The 19,919-nt window shown below is 71.4% G+C and carries 13 protein-coding genes; 8 read left to right on the top strand and 5 right to left on the bottom strand.

The window, feature by feature from the left end; all coding sequences use genetic code 11:
* Positions 1 to 53 precede the first annotated feature (53 nt).
* Together AB0F58_RS03670 and AB0F58_RS03675 are read right to left on the bottom strand one after the other, a co-directional pair.
* Positions 54 to 335, bottom strand: a complete 282-nt coding sequence (locus AB0F58_RS03670) for a hypothetical protein (protein WP_357137376.1) — start codon at positions 333 to 335, stop codon at positions 54 to 56.
* A 683-nt stretch (positions 336 to 1,018) separates the two neighbouring features.
* Positions 1,019 to 1,870 (bottom strand): hypothetical protein, encoded by an 852-nt coding sequence (locus tag AB0F58_RS03675; protein WP_357137378.1) that lies wholly within the window; start codon positions 1,868 to 1,870, stop codon positions 1,019 to 1,021.
* Between the two features lie 934 nt (positions 1,871 to 2,804).
* On the opposite strand from AB0F58_RS03675, the gene AB0F58_RS03680 reads away from it, so the two are divergent.
* The 4 genes from AB0F58_RS03680 to AB0F58_RS03695 all read left to right on the top strand — a co-directional run bounded on the left by AB0F58_RS03680 (position 2,805) and on the right by AB0F58_RS03695 (position 6,815).
* On the top strand, positions 2,805 to 3,608 hold the full coding sequence (locus AB0F58_RS03680; protein ID WP_357137381.1) for an HAD-IB family hydrolase: 804 nt from the start codon (positions 2,805 to 2,807) through the stop codon (positions 3,606 to 3,608).
* Positions 3,609 to 4,030: 422 nt separating this feature from the next.
* Positions 4,031 to 4,924, top strand: coding sequence for a hypothetical protein (locus AB0F58_RS03685; RefSeq protein ID WP_357137385.1), 894 nt, complete (start codon positions 4,031 to 4,033; stop codon positions 4,922 to 4,924).
* Positions 4,921 to 6,288: a methyltransferase gene (locus AB0F58_RS03690; RefSeq protein WP_357137388.1), complete on the top strand. Its 1,368-nt coding sequence runs from the start codon at positions 4,921 to 4,923 to the stop codon at positions 6,286 to 6,288. The genes AB0F58_RS03685 and AB0F58_RS03690 overlap by 4 nt, the downstream gene beginning before the upstream one ends.
* On the top strand, positions 6,183 to 6,815 hold the full coding sequence (locus AB0F58_RS03695) for a TetR/AcrR family transcriptional regulator (RefSeq protein WP_357137391.1): 633 nt from the start codon (positions 6,183 to 6,185) through the stop codon (positions 6,813 to 6,815). The genes AB0F58_RS03690 and AB0F58_RS03695 overlap by 106 nt, the downstream gene beginning before the upstream one ends.
* Before the next feature lie 58 nt (positions 6,816 to 6,873).
* Here the strand turns inward: AB0F58_RS03695 and AB0F58_RS03700 are convergent, their stop codons facing one another.
* Positions 6,874 to 7,620, bottom strand: coding sequence for an oxidoreductase (locus tag AB0F58_RS03700; RefSeq protein ID WP_357137394.1), 747 nt, complete (start codon positions 7,618 to 7,620; stop codon positions 6,874 to 6,876).
* A gap of 194 nt (positions 7,621 to 7,814) precedes the next feature.
* Between AB0F58_RS03700 and acs the strand changes: the two genes are divergently transcribed.
* The 4 genes from acs (at position 7,815) to AB0F58_RS03720 (ending at position 16,623) form a co-directional block, all read left to right on the top strand.
* Entirely contained in the window at positions 7,815 to 9,779 is a 1,965-nt protein-coding gene (gene acs / locus AB0F58_RS03705; protein ID WP_357137397.1) for an acetate--CoA ligase, read from the top strand.
* A gap of 345 nt (positions 9,780 to 10,124) precedes the next feature.
* Positions 10,125 to 12,917: an immune inhibitor A domain-containing protein gene (locus tag AB0F58_RS03710; RefSeq protein WP_357137399.1), complete on the top strand. Its 2,793-nt coding sequence runs from the start codon at positions 10,125 to 10,127 to the stop codon at positions 12,915 to 12,917.
* Between the two features lie 260 nt (positions 12,918 to 13,177).
* Entirely contained in the window at positions 13,178 to 15,568 is a 2,391-nt protein-coding gene (locus tag AB0F58_RS03715; RefSeq protein WP_357138670.1) for an immune inhibitor A domain-containing protein, read from the top strand.
* Positions 15,569 to 15,690: 122 nt separating this feature from the next.
* A complete protein-coding gene (locus tag AB0F58_RS03720; RefSeq protein ID WP_357137402.1) occupies positions 15,691 to 16,623 on the top strand; it encodes an alpha/beta hydrolase in 933 nt (310 codons plus the stop codon).
* A 25-nt stretch (positions 16,624 to 16,648) separates the two neighbouring features.
* On the opposite strand, the gene AB0F58_RS03725 is transcribed toward AB0F58_RS03720, so the two are convergent.
* Positions 16,649 to 17,014 carry a hypothetical protein gene (locus AB0F58_RS03725; RefSeq protein ID WP_357137405.1) on the bottom strand — a complete coding sequence of 122 codons (366 nt, stop codon included), beginning with the start codon at positions 17,012 to 17,014 and terminating at the stop codon, positions 16,649 to 16,651.
* Positions 17,011 to 19,857, bottom strand: a complete 2,847-nt coding sequence (locus AB0F58_RS03730) for an SseB family protein (protein WP_357137407.1) — start codon at positions 19,855 to 19,857, stop codon at positions 17,011 to 17,013. The genes AB0F58_RS03725 and AB0F58_RS03730 overlap by 4 nt, the downstream gene beginning before the upstream one ends.
* Positions 19,858 to 19,919: the final 62 nt, after the last annotated feature.

A 19,919-nucleotide genomic window follows, 5' to 3' on the forward strand; every position in this document is an offset into this window, starting at 1 on the left:
CCGAGGCGGAACCCGACGGTCCAGGCGGTGCGCCCTCGGGTGCGGCGCGCCGGTCACTCCGCCAGGTATCCGGTGGCGGGGTCGATGCCGGCGAGGAAGTCGCGGATGTTCTGCTCCATCTCGGGCCGGCTCATCACGGGGTCGGCAGGCCCGGAGAGTGTGAAGCCGTACTCGTGCGGCCCGCTGAGCCAGTCGAAGTCGTACACGCCGGGCTCCCCGGCACGCGTACGGACCCGGAAGTCCTGCCCGTCGACGGTGAGCAGGACCGGCTCACCGTAATACCTGATGGTCCGCAGGTGTTCGGGTACGAGGCCGGGCTCCGCAGCGTCCCACATGGTTGCTCCTCTCCGGGGCCACCGGACGGCCGCGCCCTTCCCGGCCCGGGTTCCGGTCGCGCACAGACGTGGCAGCGAAACTCTATAGGATATTCTCCACCAAAAGTCTCGGTGAGCACATATTTGACAACCTATTGTCCGGCGGATTTCGCCCGGTCGCTCTCTCCCCGGGTTTCGCGCTGCGCCAGCGGGCTGGGCGCGGGAAGACCAGCGCAGCGCTTGAACGGTAAAGTGCCAGGCGGTTCGGCACCTGCTCGGGCCCACCGTTTGAGTGGCAGCAGCAACATGCCGCACCGGTCCGCCAATGCGGTTTGCGTCGGATCAATCGCCGAGGCAGTGCTCGCATCCGGAGCGCCCGCGGGTGAGGTGCATTATGAGGTCGGGCAGGGAGACTGGTGGCCGAGTCGCTACCTGACGCTCTTTCTCCGATGGTGGAGCGTCTGGAAAAAGAAGTGGAGCATGAGGTTGCAGTCGCCTCGTCCGAGAACCACACCGATGCCGACTTCCACAGAGTGCGATCGGCTCATCAAGGTGCAGGTGGAGGCAAGCCGAGCCGGATCCGGGACCTCGCGATTTCCGCGGCCTATTCTTCGGTGAATTCGCTTCCATACGCCAGCCTAGTGGTGCCTGTTCTAATGCTGAGCCTTTCCATCCTGGTCGTCAGCTCTAGCGGGCATCAGGGGCTAGTTCTCGCTGCACCGCCCTACCGCAATCTCGGAACGCGGTAGGTCGGTGCAGTGTGCAACGGTGGCGTCGTCAGGGATCGGAGCATCGGGGCCTTCGGCGGCGAGGGCTTCGGCCTGCCGGACGCGGCGGATGATGTCGGCCGGCCCGTTGGCGTTGAGCAGTTCCAGTAGCCCGGGCCAGTCGGTAAGGCCGTATGGGCTGACGATGCGGCTGGCGCCATTGCTGAGCAGCACGACGCCGTTCAGGTCATGGAGGGGCCGGCTGCCTGTTACCGCTTCCTCCGCCGCGTGGGGATCATCTTTGGCGATCCAGTAGCCGCCCGGCTGGTTCCGGCGAGCGCGCAGCGCTTCGACGCAGGAGTCTCGGATGCGCTCGTACTCCGGCGTTCCCCTTGGAACGCCATCTAATGGCACTGAGCAGACGCGTCTGGTGGTGACCTCACGTTCGTCGGTGACGACCTGGAGGCCGCCGCTAACCTGGTCGAGGACGAGGAAGGAGTCCGCGAGCAAGAGATAGTCCAGGCGGCCCCGGTGGGCACGGACAATCACCACGGTCGCCTGTGGGCTGCTGGGGTTCGTGATGTCGCAGGTGCCGTAATGATCGGCGGCTATCTCGACGATCGTGGCGGCGAGGATCTCCGCGAGACCTCGCCCGTCGTCACGCGACAGCCGGCCGAGCAGTGCGCCGCCGAGACGGTGCGTATACCAGGCGACACCATGAGAGCAGATCGACTCGGATCCCGGGATGCCGGCGCCGTCCAGCAGTACCGCAGCGCCGGGAACAGCGCCGACGAAGTCCTCGTTCGACTGGCCGGCCCGACCGACGCTCGTCGCCATGCTGATGCGCATTCACTGGCTCCCAGGGTCAGGGACGGAAGGGGTTGACGCCCGACGATATCTGTGAATCGGACGCGCAGGTGACGTGCCCGCCTGCTCACGGTGTCCGTCGTGACGGTGCCGGTTCGGTGGCTGTGCACGCCGCGCCACCTCGATTGTGCAGGCCATCCTCGTGCTGCACCACGTCGAAGCCAACCGCTACCCACAATGAAAAGGGCTCACTGACACCATTCGGCACCTGGTTCCTCCAAGGCATCTAGATCGACTTCGGCCGTCGTTGCTGCGAACGCCCAGGACGGGGCCGCCATCTCCCGGACCGAGGGTGGTCAGCTCTCCGCAGAAGTCGCACCCCCCGAACAGCTTCAGATCCTCGGGAAAGATCCCGAGTCGCACCCAGGCGGCGGGGTGCCACCCGCTCCGCCACGGTCCGCTGCCAGCCACGCGAGGAGCCGGGGCAGCCGGTGGCGGCCCGACGGGCGGGCGACACCGCAGTTCGGTGGGGATCGGGCGCTGATGCTGCGGGTCGTCCCGGGGAGGAGCCACACATCGACGCGGCGGACCGACACCGGCCGGACGCAGGTGGGGCGCTGACCAGGAATGTGACCCGGGGCCGAAAAAGGGACGACCCCCGTCGGGGGGAGACGGGGGTCGTCGGGGGAGTTCGGCTCCGGGGGGGGATTGAGCCGAACTCGCTCAGCGGTTACGGGGGGTGCAACCGCCGAGAGCCGGTGCTGTACAGATGTGAAAAGTCGTCGCAAGTACAAGCATGCCGTAGCAGACGTACTCACGTCGAGTGGCGCAACCTCCACTCCCTGCGAAATTCCGCCTACCCGATGTGACCGCCGTCACTTTATTTCCGGACAACGGGTGCATGTTCGCAGGTGAGTGAGGTTCGCCACCCCCGGGCACCCGCCGACCCTAGACCATCGGGCTAGACTTTCGCGCCGTGGGCCGAGGTGCCGCTTTCTTCGATCTGGACAAGACCGTCATCGCCAAGTCAAGCGCCCTGGCGTTCGGTCGGCCGTTCTACCGGGATGGCCTGATCACCCGGCGGGACGTGGTCAAGTCCGCCTACGCCCAGCTCATGTTCCGGCTCGGCGGCACCGACGAGCAGACCATGGCCCGCACCCGGGACTACCTGGCCGCCCTCTGCAAGGGCTGGCAGGTGGAACAGGTCCGTCAGATCGTCGCGGAGACTCTCCACGAGCTGATCAACCCGTACGTGTACGCCGAGGCCGCCGCCCTCATCGAGGAGCACCAGGCCGCCGGCCGGGACGTCGTGCTGGTCTCCGCCTCCGGCGAGGAGATGGTCCGTCCGATCGGGGAACTGCTCGGCGTCACCGACGTCATCGCCACCCGGATGACCGTGCAGGACGGCCGGTACAGCGGCGAGGTGGAGTTCTACGCCGCCGGTTCGCGCAAGGTCGACGCGGTCGGCGAGCTGGCCACCGCGCGCGGTTACGACCTGGCCGAGTCGTACGCGTACTCCGACTCGTACAGTGACCGGCCGCTGCTGGAGTGCGTCGGCCATCCCACCGTGGTGAACCCCGACCGGCAGCTACGCCGGCTGGCCAGCGAGAACTCCTGGCCGGTGCTGGAGTTCCGGCACCCGATCCCGCTGGGTCGCCGCCTGCGGGAGCGCCCGGCGGTACCGGTGGCCGCCGCCGCGCTCGGCGTCGGCGTGGGGGTCGCCATCGGCATCGCCTGGTACGGCCGGCACCGCCGGAGCCGCATCGCGCCGGTCGCCTGACCGGCCCCGCACTCCCTTCCTACCCACCACGCCCGGTACGGCCCGCGTACCGGGCGTCGTCGTGTCCGCGTCGTCATGTCCGGGCGTCGTCATGTCCGGGCGTCGTCATGTCCGGGCGTCGTCATGTCCGGGCGTCATCGTGTCCGGGCGTCATCGTGTCCGCGCGTCGTCATGTCCGGGCGTCGTCATGTCCGGGCGTCGTCATGTCCGGGCGTCATCGTGTCCGCGCGTCGTCATGTCCGCGCGTCGTCGTGGCCGCCGCCTCGAGGCCCACGCATCGTCATGGCCGCGTGTCGAGGCGGTGCCTGCCGGCTGCATTTGTCAGCGCACCCGTCCGACCGGAGGTCACGCCCCTCTTGAGCGATTGCTCAAACGCCTCTACCCTGCCCTTGAGCGAGTGCTCAAAACGAGAGGACGGGGTCATGACGGAGCAGGCAGCACCCCCGCGACGGACCAGAGCGAACTGGTTACTCGCCGGACTCATCGGCGCCTTCGGGGTGGTGGTCTTCTCGATCGCCGTCCACGACGGGCGGGCGGACAGCGCCCTGCTCTTCGTGGCGCTGCCGGTCCTGCTCGCCGCGGCCCTGGCCCTGACCCCGGGGCGCACCTCGCACGGCCGGGTCTTCGTCACCACCACCATCGCTCTCCTGCTGGCGGCGGTGGCCCTGCACGAGGGCGCGATCTGCGTGGTGCTGGCCGCGCCCCTGGTCTACGCGGTGGCCCACGGCGCGATGGCCCTGATCAACCTGGTCCGGCGCTCCTCCCGCACCTACTCGGTGATCCTGGTGCCGCTGCTGCTCGTACCCGGCCTGGAGGGCAGCGGGATCGGGCCGAGAATCGCCCCGGACCAGTCGGTCGAGGTGATCCGGGTGGTGGCGCTCCCCGCCGACGCGGTGGCGGAGCGGCTGGCGGCGGGGCCGCGACCCGCCCCGGTCCGGTCCCCGGTGCTGCGGTTGCTCGGGGTGCCCGTACCGACGCACGTCGCCGGGGCCGGGCTCGCCCCGGGCGACCGCTGGACGTTCGGCTACCACGGCAGCGCACACGGACCGGGCGGTCACCTCGTCGCCGAGGTCGCCACCAGCGCACCCTCGCAGCTGACCTTCCGCTTCCCCGAGGACACCTCCATCAACGGCCGCTGGTTCCGGTGGCGGCAGGCCGACCTGCGCTGGCAGGCGGTGGACGCCGACCACACCGAGGTACGCCTGACCATCGAATACCGGCGGGGCCTCGATCCCTCCTGGTACTTCGGGCCGCTCCAGGACGCCCTGCTCGACCAGGGTGGCGGGCACCTGCTCGACATGCTGGCGCTGCGGTGACCGTCGCCCGGTACCTCTGCCTGGGGCTGCCACTGCTGGCGGTGCTGGCCGCAGCCCGGTACGACCGGGACCGCGACGCCCGCGCGGCGGCGCTGCTGGCCTTCGTGGCCGCCGCCATCGGGGTCGCCGCCCTGCACGAGGTGGCCCGCGCGACCGGCTGGTACGCCTTCGCGCCGGTGGACGGGGCGTACCGGGGGCTGCCGGTGGACCTGTGGATCGGCTGGGCGGCGCTCTGGGGAGCGGTGCCCGTACTGCTCCGGCGGGTGCTGCCGCTGCCGATCGCCCTCGGCCTGCTGGGCTGGCTCGACGTCGTCACCATGCCCGCTCTGGAGCCCCTGCTCGATCTCGGGCCGAACTGGCTGGTCGGCGAGGCGGTCGGGCTGCTCGGCGTGGCGCTGCCGGCGCAACTGCTGGGCCGGTGGAGCGCCGACCGGCGGCACCTGTCCGCCCGGGTCCTGCTCCAACTCGGGCTCTTCGGCGCCCTGCTGCTGTGGGTCCTGCCCACCCTGGCCTTCACCCTCTCCGGCGGCTCCTGGGCGCGGCTGGCCGGGCTGCCGACGTCCCGGCTGCTGCTCGTCGCCCAGGTGGCTCTGCTGGTCGCCACGCCCGCGCTGGCGGCGGTACGCGAGTTCGCGGTCCGGGGCGGCGGGACGCCGTACCCGTGGGACCCGCCGGACCGCTTCGTCACCACCGGCCCGTACGCCTATCTCGCCAACCCGATGCAGGCCGGCGCGGTGGCCCTGATGATGCTCACCGCGCTGGTCACGGGCAGTGCCGCGCTGGCGGTGGGGGCGGGGCTGGCAGTGGCCTTCAGCGTCGCGGTGGCCGGGCCGCACGAGGACCACGACCTCGACCGCCGGTACGGACGACGCTGGCGGAACCACCGCCGTCAGGTCCGTGCCTGGTGGCCCCGGTGGCGGCCGTACCTGCCCGGGGAGCCGGCCGTGCTCTGGCTGGACGACGACTGCGGGCCGTGCGCGGCGGTCCGGCGGTTCCTCGAACGCCGTCACCCGGTGAACCTCACCATCGTGCCCGCCGGACGGCATCCGACGGAGGTGCTGTGGCGCGCCGGCTACACGGGCGGTGACGGTCACCGGGAACGGGGGGTGGCCGCCGTCGCCCGTGCGTTCGAGCACGTGCACCTCGGCTGGGCCTGGCTGGGCTGGATCCTGCGGCTACCCGGGCTCACCTGGCTGGCGCAGCTCGTGACCGATGCGATGATCGCACCGCCCCATCCACCGCAGCCGCCAGGAGAGCGATGTCCGACACCAAGCGCCGCCTCGTCGACGGGGCGATGGCGGCCATCCGCCAGCACGGTATCGCCGGGGTCTCCGCGCGCACCATCGCCGCTGCCGCCGGGGTGAATCAGGCGCTGGTGTTCTACCACTTCGGCAGCGTGGACGAGCTGCTGGCGGCGGCCTGCCGGGCCGGCACCGCCGAACGGGTGGCGAGCTGGTCGGGCCGGCTGGCCGAGGTGAGCAGCCTGCGCGAGCTGCTGGAGGTCGGGCGGGGCCTGCACGCGGAGGAACGGCGGCTGGGCAACGTCTCGTTCCTGGCCCAGATGCTCGCCGGCGCGCAGAGTGACGAGCGGCTCGTCGCGCCGACCGCCGGCGCGCTCCAGCTCTGGGTGGACGAGATCGAGGCCGTCCTCCGGCGGCTCCTGGCCGGATCGCCCTTCGCCGAGGTCGCCGACGTCGCCGGTCTCGCCCGCGCCGTGTCCGCCGCCTTCGTCGGGCTGGAACTCTACGACGGGGTGGACACCGCCGGCGCGGAACGGGCGATGGCCGCGCTCGACCAGCTCGGCGTGCTCATCGAGGTGGTGGACGAACTCGGTCCCGTCACCCGCCAGATCCTGCAACGGAGGATCAACAAGGCCGCCCGCCGGCCCTGACGACGCGCTCCACCCCGATCGAGATCCGGGCGCGGGCGACCGGGGTGCCGACCGGCGTTCAGGGGGCGGCGAGGACCTCGTCGCCGATGAGGGTGAGTTCGGTGGCGGCCCGCTCGGTGGCGGTCATGTAGTGGCGCAGCCAGGACCGCAGGCCGTCCGGGGTGCCGGTGGCGAAGGCTCCGGCCGAGCCGACGTACTCGGGCTCCCGCTCCCGGTGCCCGACGTCCACCGCGACCAGGCCGCGCGGGTCGAGGCCGGTCGACATGAGCACCAGCCGGGCGGCGGCGCGGGCCACCACCCCGGACGGACCGGCGAACGGCCGCAGTGCCAGCAGTTCCCCGTGCACCACGGCGGCGAGCACCAGCGGTGGGACCCGGGTACCCCCGGCCACCAGGCCGGCCAGGCCGTCCAGCCGGGCGCCGACCACCGGATCGGCCACCGGTCGTCCCAGCTCCGCCTCGGTCACCACGTCCCGGGCGGCGAGGACGTGCAACCTCGCCAGCACCTGCCGAGGCGCCCTCGACCAACGCTCGGTCAACCCGGGCAGCGCGCCGGCCACCCGCAGCGCGCCCTGGAGCACCGGATCGGTGACCGTGCCGGCCCGGACGGTCTCGCGCTCGTGGGCGTACCCCTCGAGGGCGGCGCTGGCCACCGCGGACCGCAGGCTCACCTCGGCGGCCACCTGGCCGCCGTGCCGGCGCAGCGCACGGTGCCGCATCGCCTGGTCGACGTGGTCGCGGGCCCGCTCGACGGCGGGAGCGACGTCGGCGAGGGCGAGGAGCGGGGCGAGCGGATCGGAGGTCACCACGTCACGCTAGCGACCGGACCCGTACGCCCGGCGCCGGCCCGTCACACCCACGCCGCACAGCGGCACCGGTGAGCGCGTGGGGCGGGCCGCTGGGCGCGGCGGAGTGACGATCGTGGTCGCGGGGGCTGGCCGGCGAAGTTAACCTCTCTGCAACGAGACGCAGGTCATCCGAGCAACGAGGAGTCACGCCCATGAGCGAGGCCTTGGCCAATTTGCTGAATGAGACGCGGCAGTTCCCGCCGCCGGCCGCGCTCGCCGCGAACGCCAACGTCAAGGCCGACGCGTACGAGGAGGCGACGAACGACCGGCTGGCCTTCTGGGCGAAGCAGGCCGGGCGGCTGGCCTGGGCGCAGGAGTGGGACCAGGTGCTCGACTGGTCCAACCCGCCGTTCGCGAAGTGGTTCGTCGGTGGCCGGTTGAACGTGGCGTACAACTGCCTGGACCGGCACGTGGAGGCGGGCCTGGGTGACCGGGTGGCCATCCACTGGGAGGGCGAGCCGGGCGACACCCGCACCATCACCTACGCCGAGCTGCACCGGCTGACCTGCCAGGCGGCGAACGCGCTGGCCGACCTGGGCGTGGTGGCCGGCGACCGGGTGGCGATCTACCTGCCGATGGTGCCGGAGGCGGCGGTCGCGATGCTGGCCTGCGCCCGGATCGGGGCGACGCACAGCGTGGTCTTCGGCGGCTTCTCCGCCGACGCGCTGACCAACCGGATCCAGGACGCCAGCGCCAAGGTGGTGATCACCGCCGACGGCGGCTTCCGGCGGGGCAAGCCGTCGGCGCTGAAGCCGACCGTGGACGAGGCGCTCGCGAACTGCCCGTCGGTGGAACACGTGCTGGTGGTCCGCCGTACCGGCGAGGACGTCGCCTGGTCGGAGAAGGACCGCTGGTGGCACGAGATGGTGGAGACCGCCTCGACCGAGCACACCGCGCAGCCGTTCGACGCCGAGCACCCGCTGTTCATCCTCTACACCTCGGGCACCACCGCCCGCCCGAAGGGCATCCTGCACACCACCGGCGGCTACCTCACCCAGACCGCGTACACCACGCACGCGGTCTTCGACCTCAAGCCGGAGACGGACGTCTACTGGTGCACCGCCGACATCGGCTGGGTGACCGGGCACTCCTACATCGTGTACGGCCCGCTGGCCAACGGCGCGACCCAGGTGATGTACGAGGGCACCCCGGACACCCCGCACAAGGGCCGGTTCTGGGAGATCGTCCAGCGGTACGGGGTGACCATCCTCTACACCGCGCCGACGCTGATCCGCACCATGATGAAGTGGGGCGACGACATTCCGGCGCAGTACGACCTGTCGTCGCTGCGGCTGCTCGGCAGCGTGGGCGAGCCGATCAACCCCGAGGCGTGGATCTGGTACCGCCAGCACGTCGGCCGAGGTGAGCTGCCCGTGGTCGACACCTGGTGGCAGACCGAGACCGGCGCGATGATGATCTCGCCGCTGCCGGGGGTGACCGCCGCCAAGCCGGGGAGCGCGATGACCCCGCTGCCGGGGATCAGCGCGGACGTGGTGGACGACCAGGGCCAGTCGGTGCCGAACGGCGGTGGCGGTTACCTGGTGCTGCGCGAGCCGTGGCCGTCGATGCTGCGCACCATCTGGGGCGACGACAACCGGTTCATCGAGACGTACTGGTCCCGGTTCGAGGGCATGTACTTCGCCGGGGACGGCGCGAAGCGCGACGACGACGGGCACATCTGGCTGCTCGGCCGGGTGGACGACGTCATGCTGGTCTCCGGGCACAACATCTCCACCACCGAGGTCGAGTCGGCGCTGGTGTCGCACCCGTCGGTGGCGGAGGCGGCGGTGGTCGGCGCGACCGACCCGACGACCGGGCAGGCGATCGTCGCGTTCGCCATCCCGCGCGGCACCGTGGACACCGCCGGTGACGCGGGCGAGCAGCTCATCGCGGACCTGCGCAACCACGTGGCCCGTACCCTCGGCCCGATCGCCAAGCCCCGGCAGATCCTGCTGGTGGCGGAGCTGCCGAAGACCCGCTCCGGCAAGATCATGCGGCGACTGCTGCGGGACGTGGCGGAGAACCGCTCCCTCGGCGACGTCACCACGCTCCAGGACTCCTCGGTGATGGAGCTGATCTCCTCGGGCATGAGCGGCGGAAAGTCCGACGAGGACTGACGCTCCGCGTACCCCTTCCGGTGGGTGACGGTCCGCGCGGACCGTCACCCACCGTCGTTTCCCGCCGGAGCCTGCCCCACCGGTGGCCGCTGGGGGTCCCCGGCCCGGCGAGGTGCGGCAGCAGCGGCCCCTGCGACCGTCCACAGCGGCGGATGCGGGCCGGGCGGCCGTCCGGTTCGGACGGTCGGGGGACCGGGAGCGGGCTGATCGGGTGGAGAGCGGCCGGGGACCTGTCCCCCGGTCGGTTTCTGAATTACGTTCACGCCGTCGGAGCCGTTGACGTTCATCGTTACCGCAACGTCCACGAACCCGGCGTTCTCGCCCCATGCCCAGAATTGGAGTGGCATGCACCAAACTGGTTCGCAACGCGGGTCGCGGCGACGTCTGCTCGTCGCGCTGCCCGTGCTCGCGCTCGCCGCCTCGGCACTGATCGTGCCGGGCAACGCCTCGGCCGAGGAGGCCGAGGGAGTCCGCGCCGTGGTCGGCGCGGACGAGTTCTACATCAACTACGCCGAACCCGCGGTCCAACCGGACAGCGGCGGTCGGGAGGTCAAGGGTGCCGGCGGCATCCACGCGCCGGCGGTCGAGTCGGCCCGCGCGTACGACCGCAAGTACGCCCGGGGCAACCCGCTCACCGCCCGTGAGCTGGCCCGCAACGAGGCCCGTGCGATCCGCACCGGCAAGAGCCCGCGCCAGTTCAAGAAGGCGCCGCAGACGCAGACCGCCAAGCTGCTGACCCTGCTGGTGGAGTTCAACAACCAGGCGAACGACGACTTCACCGGGACCATGGTGCCGAAGACGGTTTTCGGGGACCGGAGCTGCGTTCCCGGAACCGTCCAGAACGGTCCGCTGCACAACGCCATCCCGAACCCGGCCTCGTACGCCAACGAGGACAACAACTCGATGTGGGTGCCGGACTTCTCCCCCACCCACTACAACAAGATGCTCTACAGCAGGACGGGCATCACCCAGCGGATCCGGACCGACCTGACCGGTCCGGACGGCCGACCGGGCATCGACATCTCCGGCCGCAGCATGCGCAACATGTACCTGGAGATGTCGAAGGGGGCGTACACGGTCGACGGGCAGGCCAGCCCGTGGATCAAGCTGCCGCGCTCGGAGGGCTGGTACGCCGCGTCCCGCTGCTTCCAGGACGAGAACGGCACCTGGGTAGCCGGTCGCGAGCAGGCGATGAACGGCCACCCGGACAACCCGCTGGGCGCGGGGCGGCTCGCCACCGACGCGGTCGACGCGCTGGCCGCGATGGACCCGAGCTTCCCCTGGGCCGACTACGACATCGAGGACCAGGGCGACCGGGACGGTGACGGCAACGTCAACGAGCCGGACGGCGTGATCGACCACCTGGTGCTGGTGCACGCCGGACAGGGCAAGTCCCGGGGCGGCGGCGCGCAGGGCACCTACGCGATCTGGGCGCACTCCTCGGCGGTGGCCGGCGGTTACCGCATCCCCGGCACCGATCTCCAGGTCTCCAACTACATCGTGCAGCCGGAGGACGCCGGGGTCGGCGTCTTCGCCCACGAGTACGGTCACGACCTGGGTCTGCCGGACCTCTACGACACCTCCGGCAACGCCGACTCGGACGTCGACTTCTGGGACCTGATGGGCTCGGGCTCACACGCCGGTGAGGTGTTCCAGGCGCTGCCCACCCACATGGGCATCTGGGACAAGTGGGTGCTCGGCTGGGCCGACCCGCTGGAGATCCCGGTCGGCGCGGACCCGCGGACGGTGCTGCTCGGGCAGACCTCCCGCACCCCGCGTGGCACCAAGGACGGCATCAAGATCAACCTGCCGGACAAGGTGATCACCCTGGCCACCCCGCACAGCGGGGCGAACATGTGGTTCAGCGGTGGCGACCAGGACTGGGCGGACGTCAAGCTCACCCGTGAGGTGGCCGTGCCGGCCGCCGCGGACGCGAAGTTCTGGATGTGGAACAACTACACCATCGAGGAGGACTGGGACTACGGCTTCGTCGAGGTGTCCACCGACGGCGGCGGCACCTGGACCGAGCTGAAGGTCTACGACGAGGCCGGCAACCTGGTCAGCACCAACGACAACTACTCCGACCCGAACGGCCGGATGGCCGACTACGGCGGCAAGAAGTACGGCCTGACCGGTGACTCGCACGGCTGGCGGCACGACTACGTCGACCTGTCCGCGTACGCGGGCAGCACCGTGCGGGTACGGCTGCGCTACGCCACCGACGCCGCGTTCGCCGACCGGGGCTGGTTCGCCGACGACTTCTCGGTCACCGGCGGCGGTGCCACCACCTGGAGCGACGACGTCGAGGGTGGCGCGAACGGCTGGACCCAGACCGGCGGCACGTTCACCGACACCACCGGCGCCGGCTGGCGGACCGACTCCGGCACCCGGGTGCAGGCGCACTACTACCTGGTCGAGTGGCGCAACCTGGACGGCTTCGACAAGGGCCTGAAGTACACCTACGACACGGTGTACTCCAACGACGCCTGGAAGGTCGACCGGATCGCGTACAACGCGCCGGGCATGCTGGTCTGGTACCGGGACACCGCCCTGGGCGACGTCAACCACGTGACCGCGCAGATGACCGCGCTGCCCAGCTACGGGGCCAAGGGCGGGCTGCTCATCGTCGACTCGCACTTCGACCCGCTGCGCCGCACCGGCGAGGCGGCCGTGAAGGACCCGTCGGAGCTGGACAACCTGCCGAGCCGTCCGCAGTCGTCGAACGCCGCGTTCGGGCTGCGCCCGACGTCCCCGTTCACCGAGTGCCTGGAGGCGACCGGCGAGCCGTTCAGCGAGTACTGCACCAGCTTCCCGTCGCAGCCGGCGGTGAAGACCTTCACCGACGCCAAGGGCTGGTACCCGGGTATCGAGGTACGCAACGGCTCGCAGCTGTTCGCCCGGGACAACGACGCCTCGGTGGTCGTCCCGTCGCGCAACGGCGCGGCGTACACCACCCGGGTGGTCAACCCGGACGGCACCCCGGCGACGGGGCTGTACGGACAGGACCTCGGCTTCACCGTCCTGGGCACGGGCAATCCCGGTGACCAGGGCGTGAGCTACGGCGTCTCGATCACCATCAAGCGCACCGCGCGGGACAACGCGTACGCCGCGGTGTACGTGACCCCGGCCCGACGCTGAATTCCGGCCGGGACGCTGCCCACGGGGAGCGTCCCGGCCACCGGCGGAAACCACGACGCCGATACGTCAGCCTCGACTTGTGACGCTGTCGCATCGCCGTCACCGGCTTGTGCAACAAATCGACGTCAGCGTCTTCACACCAGTCCCGGCAGTGTCTATGTTCACCACAGGTCCCTTCTTAGGGATCTCTTCCTCCGACCCTGAACCCCGAACGGGTCGGTTTTCCTTCACACCGGAGGTACCACGTGCGCAAAGTCGCAGTGGGTCTGCTCGGTTTGACGCTGACGGCCACCGGCCTCACGGTCGGCACGACCGCCAGCGCCGCGCCCCCGGCCACCACGCCGGGATCGGCCCAGTCGGCCGCCGAGCCCGCTCACGCTGAGCACGACCTGCCCAACCCGTTGGAGAGCAAGCGGCGCGCGCTGCGCCAGGAGGGCCTCAGCGAGGTCCTCTCCGGACGGGCGACGGCCGAGCGGATCAACGGCAGCACGGTCGTCAAGGTTGGCAAGACCCAGGGCACCGGCGGGCCGGCCGCCCGCTCCGCCCGGGGCGCGGCCCCGACGAAGGACCAGTACGTCGAGCTGGCCCGCGAGCAGACCGACCGGATCTTCGTGATCCTCGCCGAGTTCGGCAACCAGCGGCACCCCAGCTACCCGGACCAGGACACCGACCCGGACACCGCGGGTCCGGCCCGGTTCGACGGTCCGCTGCGCAACGAGATCCCCCAGCCGAACCGCGCGGTGGACAACTCCACCGTCTGGCAGGAGGACTACAGCGCGGACTACTTCCGCAAGCTGTACTTCGGCACCGGCAAGGGCGACGAGTCGGTCAAGCAGTACTACGAGGCCCAGTCCTCGGGCCGGTACACGGTCGACGGCAAGGTCACCGACTGGGTCAAGGTCCAGTACAACGAGGCCCGGTACGGCCGTTCCAACGGCTACCCGTGCCCGGACACCACCTGCAGCAACGTCTGGGCCCTGGTCCGGGACGCCGCGAACCAGTGGGTCGCCGACCAGAAGGCCGCCGGCCGCACCGACGCGCAGATCGCCGCCGACATGAAGTCCTTCGACAAGTGGGACCGGTACGACCACGACGGCGACGGCAACTTCAACGAGTCGGACGGCTACATCGACCACTTCCAGATCGTGCACGCCGGTGGCGACCAGGCCGACGGCGACCCGTGGCAGGGCGAGGACGCGATCTGGAGCCACCGCTGGTACGCCTACGCCAGCGACCAGGGTGTGACCGGCCCGCCGAACTTCCCGGCCGGCGGCACCCAGATCGGCAACACCGGCATCTGGGTCGGCGACTACACCATCCAGCCGGAGAACGGCGGCCGGAGCGTCTTCTACCACGAGTACGCTCACGACCTTGGCCTGCCGGACGACTACAACCTGTACAACGGCGGCGACAACAACAACGAGCACTGGACCCTGATGGCCCAGAGCCGGCTCGGCGCCAAGGGTGACGCGGGTATCGGTGACCGCGGCGGCGACCTCGGCGCGTGGAACAAGCTCCAGCTCGGCTGGCTCGACTACGAGGTGGTCGTGGCCGGGCAGAAGCGCACCATGACCCTCGGCCCGCAGGAGTACAACTCCGACAAGCCGCAGGCCGCCGTGGTGGTGCTGCCGCAGCGGGAGTACACCTTCCAGAACGGCAAGCCGTTCGAGGGCACCAAGCAGTTCTTCTCCGGCAACGACGACGACCTGAACAACACGATGACCCGGACGATCGACCTGACCGGGAAGTCGTCGGCGTCGCTGTCGATGAAGGGCCGCTACAACATCGAGGCCGGGTACGACTACCTGTTCTTCGAGGCCTCGGTGGACGGTGGACAGACCTGGTCCGCCCTGCCCGGCACGGTGGACGGCGAGCCGCTCGCCGAGGTCACCCCGGGCCGCCCGGCGCTGGACGGGTCCAGCGACAACCAGTGGGTCGACATCCAGATCCCGCTGAACTTCGCCGCCGGCAAGACCGTGCAGTTCCGGCTCCGCTACCAGACCGACGGCGGTGTCTCCTCCGGTGGCTTCTACGGTGACGCGATCACCGTGACCGCCGACGGTGCGACCGTCTTCTCCGACGGTGCCGAGAGCGGCGCGGGCGGCTGGACCGTCGCGGGCTGGTCGGTCGTCGAGGAGACCTACACCCGGCTCTTCGACAACTACTACATCGCCGGTCACCGGTCGTACGTGCAGTACGACAAGTACCTGAAGACCGGCCCGTACTACTTCGGCTACGCGAACACCCGCCCGGACTACGTGGACCACTACGCGTACCAGGAGGGTCTGCTGATCTCGTACTGGAACCTGCGGTGGCCGGACAACGACACGTTCGAGCACCCGGGTGAGGGTCGCAACATGATCATCGACGCGCACCCGCGGCCGATCTACAACCTGACCGGGCAGCCCTGGCGGGCCCGCGTCCAGGTCTACGACGCGCCGTTCAGCCTGAAGAAGGCGGACTCGTTCACGCTGCACCACAACAGCCAGCCGCAGTACATCCGCGGCCAGGCGGCGCAGCCGCTGTTCGACGACACCAAGCAGTACTGGTACCCGGAGCTGCCGAACCACGGCGTCAAGCTCCCGGCGACCGGCACCAAGATCAAGGTGCTGGAGCAGGACGGAACCTCCATCAAGGTCCGCTTCTCCTGAACCGACCGGTCATCGACGGCGCCCGGGGCACCCGCCCCGGGCGCCGTCCCCGTTTCTCCCCGCATCCGCCCCGGTCGACCCGCCCGAGCAGGCCGGATGCCTCCGGGCCCTAGGCTGTGGACATGACCGACCAGCATGACGGGCCGATCGACGAGTCCTGTGTTCTGACCGAAGGACCGTGGACGCACCGGTTCGTCGGGGCGAACGGCAGCCGGTTCCACGTGGTCGAGGCCGGCACCGGCCCGATGGTCCTCTTCCTGCACGGTTTCCCGGAGTTCTGGTGGGCCTGGCACGAGATGCTGCCCGCCGTCGCGGACGCCGGGTTCCGGGCCGTCGCGGTGGACCTGCGCGGCTACGGCGCGACCGACAAGCCACCCCGGGGGTACGACGGCTACACCCTCGCCGCCGACGTCGCCGGCCTGATCCGGGCCCTCGGCGAACGCTCCGCGACCCTGGTCGGCACCGGAGCCGGCGGGCTGCTCGGCTGGACCGCCGCCTCGTTCCACCCCAGGCTGGTCCGGCGACTGGTGGTGCTCGGCGCACCGCACCCGCTGCGGTTGCGGGCCGGCATCTTCGCCGACCCCCGGGGCCAGTTCAGCGCCGCCACCCCGACCCTGAAGTTCCAGCTTCCCCGCTACGAGCACATGCTCACCCGCAACGACGCGGTCCGCGTCGAGGAGATGCTGCGCCGCTGGGGCGGACAGCGCTGGGTGGACAGTCCCGGCTTCACCCCGTACGCGGCCCGCTGCCGGGAGGCGATGCGGATCCCGCAGGCCGCCTTCTGCGCCCTGGAGACGTACCGCTGGGCATTCCGTTCGGTGCTACGCCTGCACGGCTACCGCTTCGTCAAGCTGATGCAGAAGCCGCTGATCACCCCGACCCTGCAACTGCACGGCGCGGAGGACGTCGCCTCGCTGCCGCGTACCGCCCAGGGTTCCGGCCGTTACGTGATCGCCCCGTACGAGTGGCGGCTGCTCGACGGCGTCGGGCACTTCCCGCACCTGGAGGCGCCGGACGTGGTGCTCGGCGAGATCCTCCGGTGGGCGAAGTCCTGATCCGACCGGCGGGGTACCGGCCGGTTCAGTTCCGGTGTTCGCGCAGGTCGACGACCTCGCTGGCCGGGGCCCAACCCTGGTAGACGCCGAAGTCGAAGACCTCCAGCCCCATCGCCTGAGCGACCGGCCAGCGCCCACCGGTGTACTCCACCCGCAACCAGCCGTCGTGCTCGGCGAGCACGATGAACGGCTGTCCCTGCCAGGTGCAGGTGGTCCGGATGTACGCCACGTCGTCCACCTCGTCGACCGGCAGCACCCGCACGTAGCGGCCGGGACGGACCTCCTCGAAGCCCTCGCCCGGTTCCGGCTGGTAGATCCGGACGTCGCCGCCGTCCGGACTGGCCTGGTACTCCCGCCCGCGCCAGCGGGCCACGTAGCCGTCGCGCATCACCGCTCCCCGACCTGTCGCCAGAGCAGGGCGTCGGTGTCCAGGGTGGCGATCACCCGCTCACTGCCGTCCGCCCCGATCCGCCAGAGCTGCGCCCCGTGCGGGAGTCGGGCGCTGTCCACCTTGAACTCGGCGACCACGTCGCTGCTCTCGCCCGGGGCGAATCCGTTGCCCCGGAAGGGTGGCCGCTCGATCACCCAGCCCTCCATCGCCCGCATCGCGCTCTCGTGCTGCCCGCCGTACGGGATCCGGTAGAGGCTCGGCCGGTACGCGGGCCAGCGCAGCACGTAGATCTCGTCCGCGTCGGGGGAGAACGGGGAATCGGGGTAGGCGAGCCCGAGCGCCGCGTGCAGCTTCGCCGGAGTGTTCAGGTGGGCGACCTCGCCGGCCCGGTGCACGAAACCGGAGACCCGGTCGTAGCCCCGTTCCAGGTAGTAGGCGAGCTGGCTGGGGGCGACCACCTTCTGCATCATCGGTGGGCGGTTCGGGTCCTCCGGCGTGGTGGCGTACCGGGCGGGGCCGGCCGGCTCCTCGACCGGCGGGGCGACGACCGGTTCCACCGGTTCCGGCTCGACGTCGTCGCCCAACCCGACCTCGGCGGCCCAGCTCGCCAACGCGACGATCTGTTCACCGGGCAGCTTCGCCCCGACCGGGGTGCCCGGGTTGACGGCGAACGACCACTGCTCGTCGGGCCACCGCCGGATGAGCTGCACAAACTTGACCTTGACCGTCTCGACCGGCGTGTCGACGTGGTCGGCCAGCCGTTCCGGCGAGGTGTAGACGACCACGTACGGCTCGTCGTCGAGTTGCTCCGTGCGCCACACGAAGCCGCTCTCGCCGGGGCGGCTGCCCGGTGTGGAGTCCGGCGCGACGGGCAGCAGCACGCGGGCCAGCAGGAGGGTCGACAGGAACGTGTCGGTGCTGCCGGTACCGGCGGCGGCGAGCAGTTCCTCCTCGACGTCGTTGGCGGCCTCGAAGTCGGGCACCGGGGATGCCGGCGGGATCGCCCCGGCCGCCTCGGCGCCGGAGTCGAGCGCCGGTTCCGTCTCCGCCACCGCCGACGGGTACGCCGGTTCGGTCGGCCCGGATGCCGAGATCGGCTCGGAGCCCGGGGCGGCGGTTTCGTACCCGACGGGCTCGTACCCGGGGCCGGTCGTCAGGTCCGGCTGGTGGGCGGTGCCCGGCGGACGGCCGGCGTCGGGGTCCTGCTCCCGGGATCGAGCCGCTGACGGGTCGGCGAGGTCGCGGGACTCGACGACGGTCCCCTCGATGACCAGCGGCGACGGCGACCGGGCCGGCTCGCCTCCGGCGTGCCCGACCGAGGTGGCCGGCTCGGCCCCGGCATACCCCGCCGGCACCGTCGGCTCGGCCCCGGCGTAACCGGACGGCACCGTCGGCTCGACCCCGGCATACCCCGTCGGCTCGGCCCCGGCATACCCCGTCGGCTCGACCCCGGCATACCCCGTCGGCTCGGCCCCGGCGTAACCGGACGGCACCGTCGGGTCCGCCTCCGCGAAACCGGACGGCACCGTCGGCTCCGCTTCGGCATACCCCGCCGGAAGGGTCTGACCGGCACCGGGGTGACCGGTCGGCGCGGTCGGGTCGGCGTGGTCGACCGGCGGCAGCGGTTCGGTGGGGTCCAGCGGTCCGGCGGGCTGCGGGATCGGCTGGGTCGGCTCCTGGCCCACCGGCTCGCTGCCACCCGGCGGCACCCGCCGGGGCAACGACTGGGTGGGCTCGGCGACCGGCTGGGACAACGACCGGTGGGGCAGGGCCTGGGTCGGTTCACCGACCGCCGGATCCGGTCGCAACGGGCGTCGGGGTAGTGCCTGGGTCGGTTCGGCGGCCGTAGCCCGGTTCTGCGGTGGGGCCGGCGGTGGGGCGGGTTGCTCGGCGGGGGCCGGCTCAGTGAACCGGAACGCCTGGGTGGCCTCCTCCCCGGCCTGGTCGGCCCGGTAGGGGCGCCGCCGGGGGAAGGCCCGGCCCGGTTCGCCCAACCGGGAGGAGGGCATGGCCCGGTCCTGGGCCCGCAGCGGCGAGACCGGCGCCGGACCACCGGTGCCGCGACCCGACGGGGCGGGCTCGAAGAAGGAGTTCCGGCCGGCGGGCTGGCCGTCCGGCGGCGGGGCCGCTCCCGGGTCGGGGTACGCCGAATCCGGACGCAGTTGGCGGCGCGGATTGGTCAACCAGCTCGAGGCGGACTCGGCTCCCCCGTTCGACGCCGGCGGCGGGGCCGCACCGCGCGGGTCCGGCTGACCCGGCCGGAGGGCCTCGGTGACCTCGGCGGACTGGTCCGGCAGACCCCGGCGGGGTGGCGTCGCGGCGGACGGCCGGCTGGCTCCGTACGGTGGGGCCGGCCGGGCAGGCTCGGCAGCGGGCGGCTCGCCGCCGGCCGCCCGGTTACGCGCGAGCTGTTCCACCTGCTCCAGACGTGCCCGCGCGCCCAGCGTGCGGCCGGGCAGCCGGACATCGCCCCGGGAGAGCTGCGACACGAACCAGGCCGGCAGATAGCCCTCGATGGGCAGCCCGGGGTTGACCGCCAGCCACCACTCGTGGTTGGGCCAACCGGCCGCCAGGTCGTGATAGGCGCAGCGCCGGCTCGACCCCCCGCTGGCCCCCAGGCAGGCCCGGAGCGCGGTGTCGGAGGTGAAGGCCAGCACGTGTGTCCGGCCGTTGGTGGTCCAGGTGCCCCAGCCCATCGGGGCCTGCCCCGCCAGGGCCTCCGCGGAGACCGGCAGCAGCAGGTCCGTCCGGGCCAGGATCCGGAAGTAGAGTTCCTGGTCGTTGGCGCGAAGCGCGTCCCGCATCGCCGCCTCGGCCTCGGTAGCCGGCTCCCAGTCGGTCACGGCCACCTCTCCTCCCGTGAACAGGCCATAGGCATCGCGTACAACCTACAAGGTTGTAACAA

It is taken from the genome of Micromonospora sp. NPDC023956 (genome assembly GCF_040639195.1).
Taxonomy (GTDB): domain Bacteria; phylum Actinomycetota; class Actinomycetes; order Mycobacteriales; family Micromonosporaceae; genus Micromonospora.

Bases quoted from the DNA above. Each gene is read 5' to 3' on its own strand.
- AB0F58_RS03670 (WP_357137376.1), bottom strand. From the start codon at position 335: ATGTGGGACGCTGCGGAGCCCGGCCTCGTACCCGAACACCTGCGGACC.
- AB0F58_RS03710 (WP_357137399.1), top strand. From the start codon at position 10,125: ATGCACCAAACTGGTTCGCAACGCGGGTCGCGGCGACGTCTGCTCGTC.
- AB0F58_RS03675 (WP_357137378.1), bottom strand. From the start codon at position 1,870: ATGCGCATCAGCATGGCGACGAGCGTCGGTCGGGCCGGCCAGTCGAAC.
- AB0F58_RS03685 (WP_357137385.1), top strand. From the start codon at position 4,031: ATGACGGAGCAGGCAGCACCCCCGCGACGGACCAGAGCGAACTGGTTA.
- AB0F58_RS03695 (WP_357137391.1), top strand. From the start codon at position 6,183: ATGTCCGACACCAAGCGCCGCCTCGTCGACGGGGCGATGGCGGCCATC.
- acs (WP_357137397.1), top strand. From the start codon at position 7,815: ATGAGCGAGGCCTTGGCCAATTTGCTGAATGAGACGCGGCAGTTCCCG.
- AB0F58_RS03720 (WP_357137402.1), top strand. From the start codon at position 15,691: ATGACCGACCAGCATGACGGGCCGATCGACGAGTCCTGTGTTCTGACC.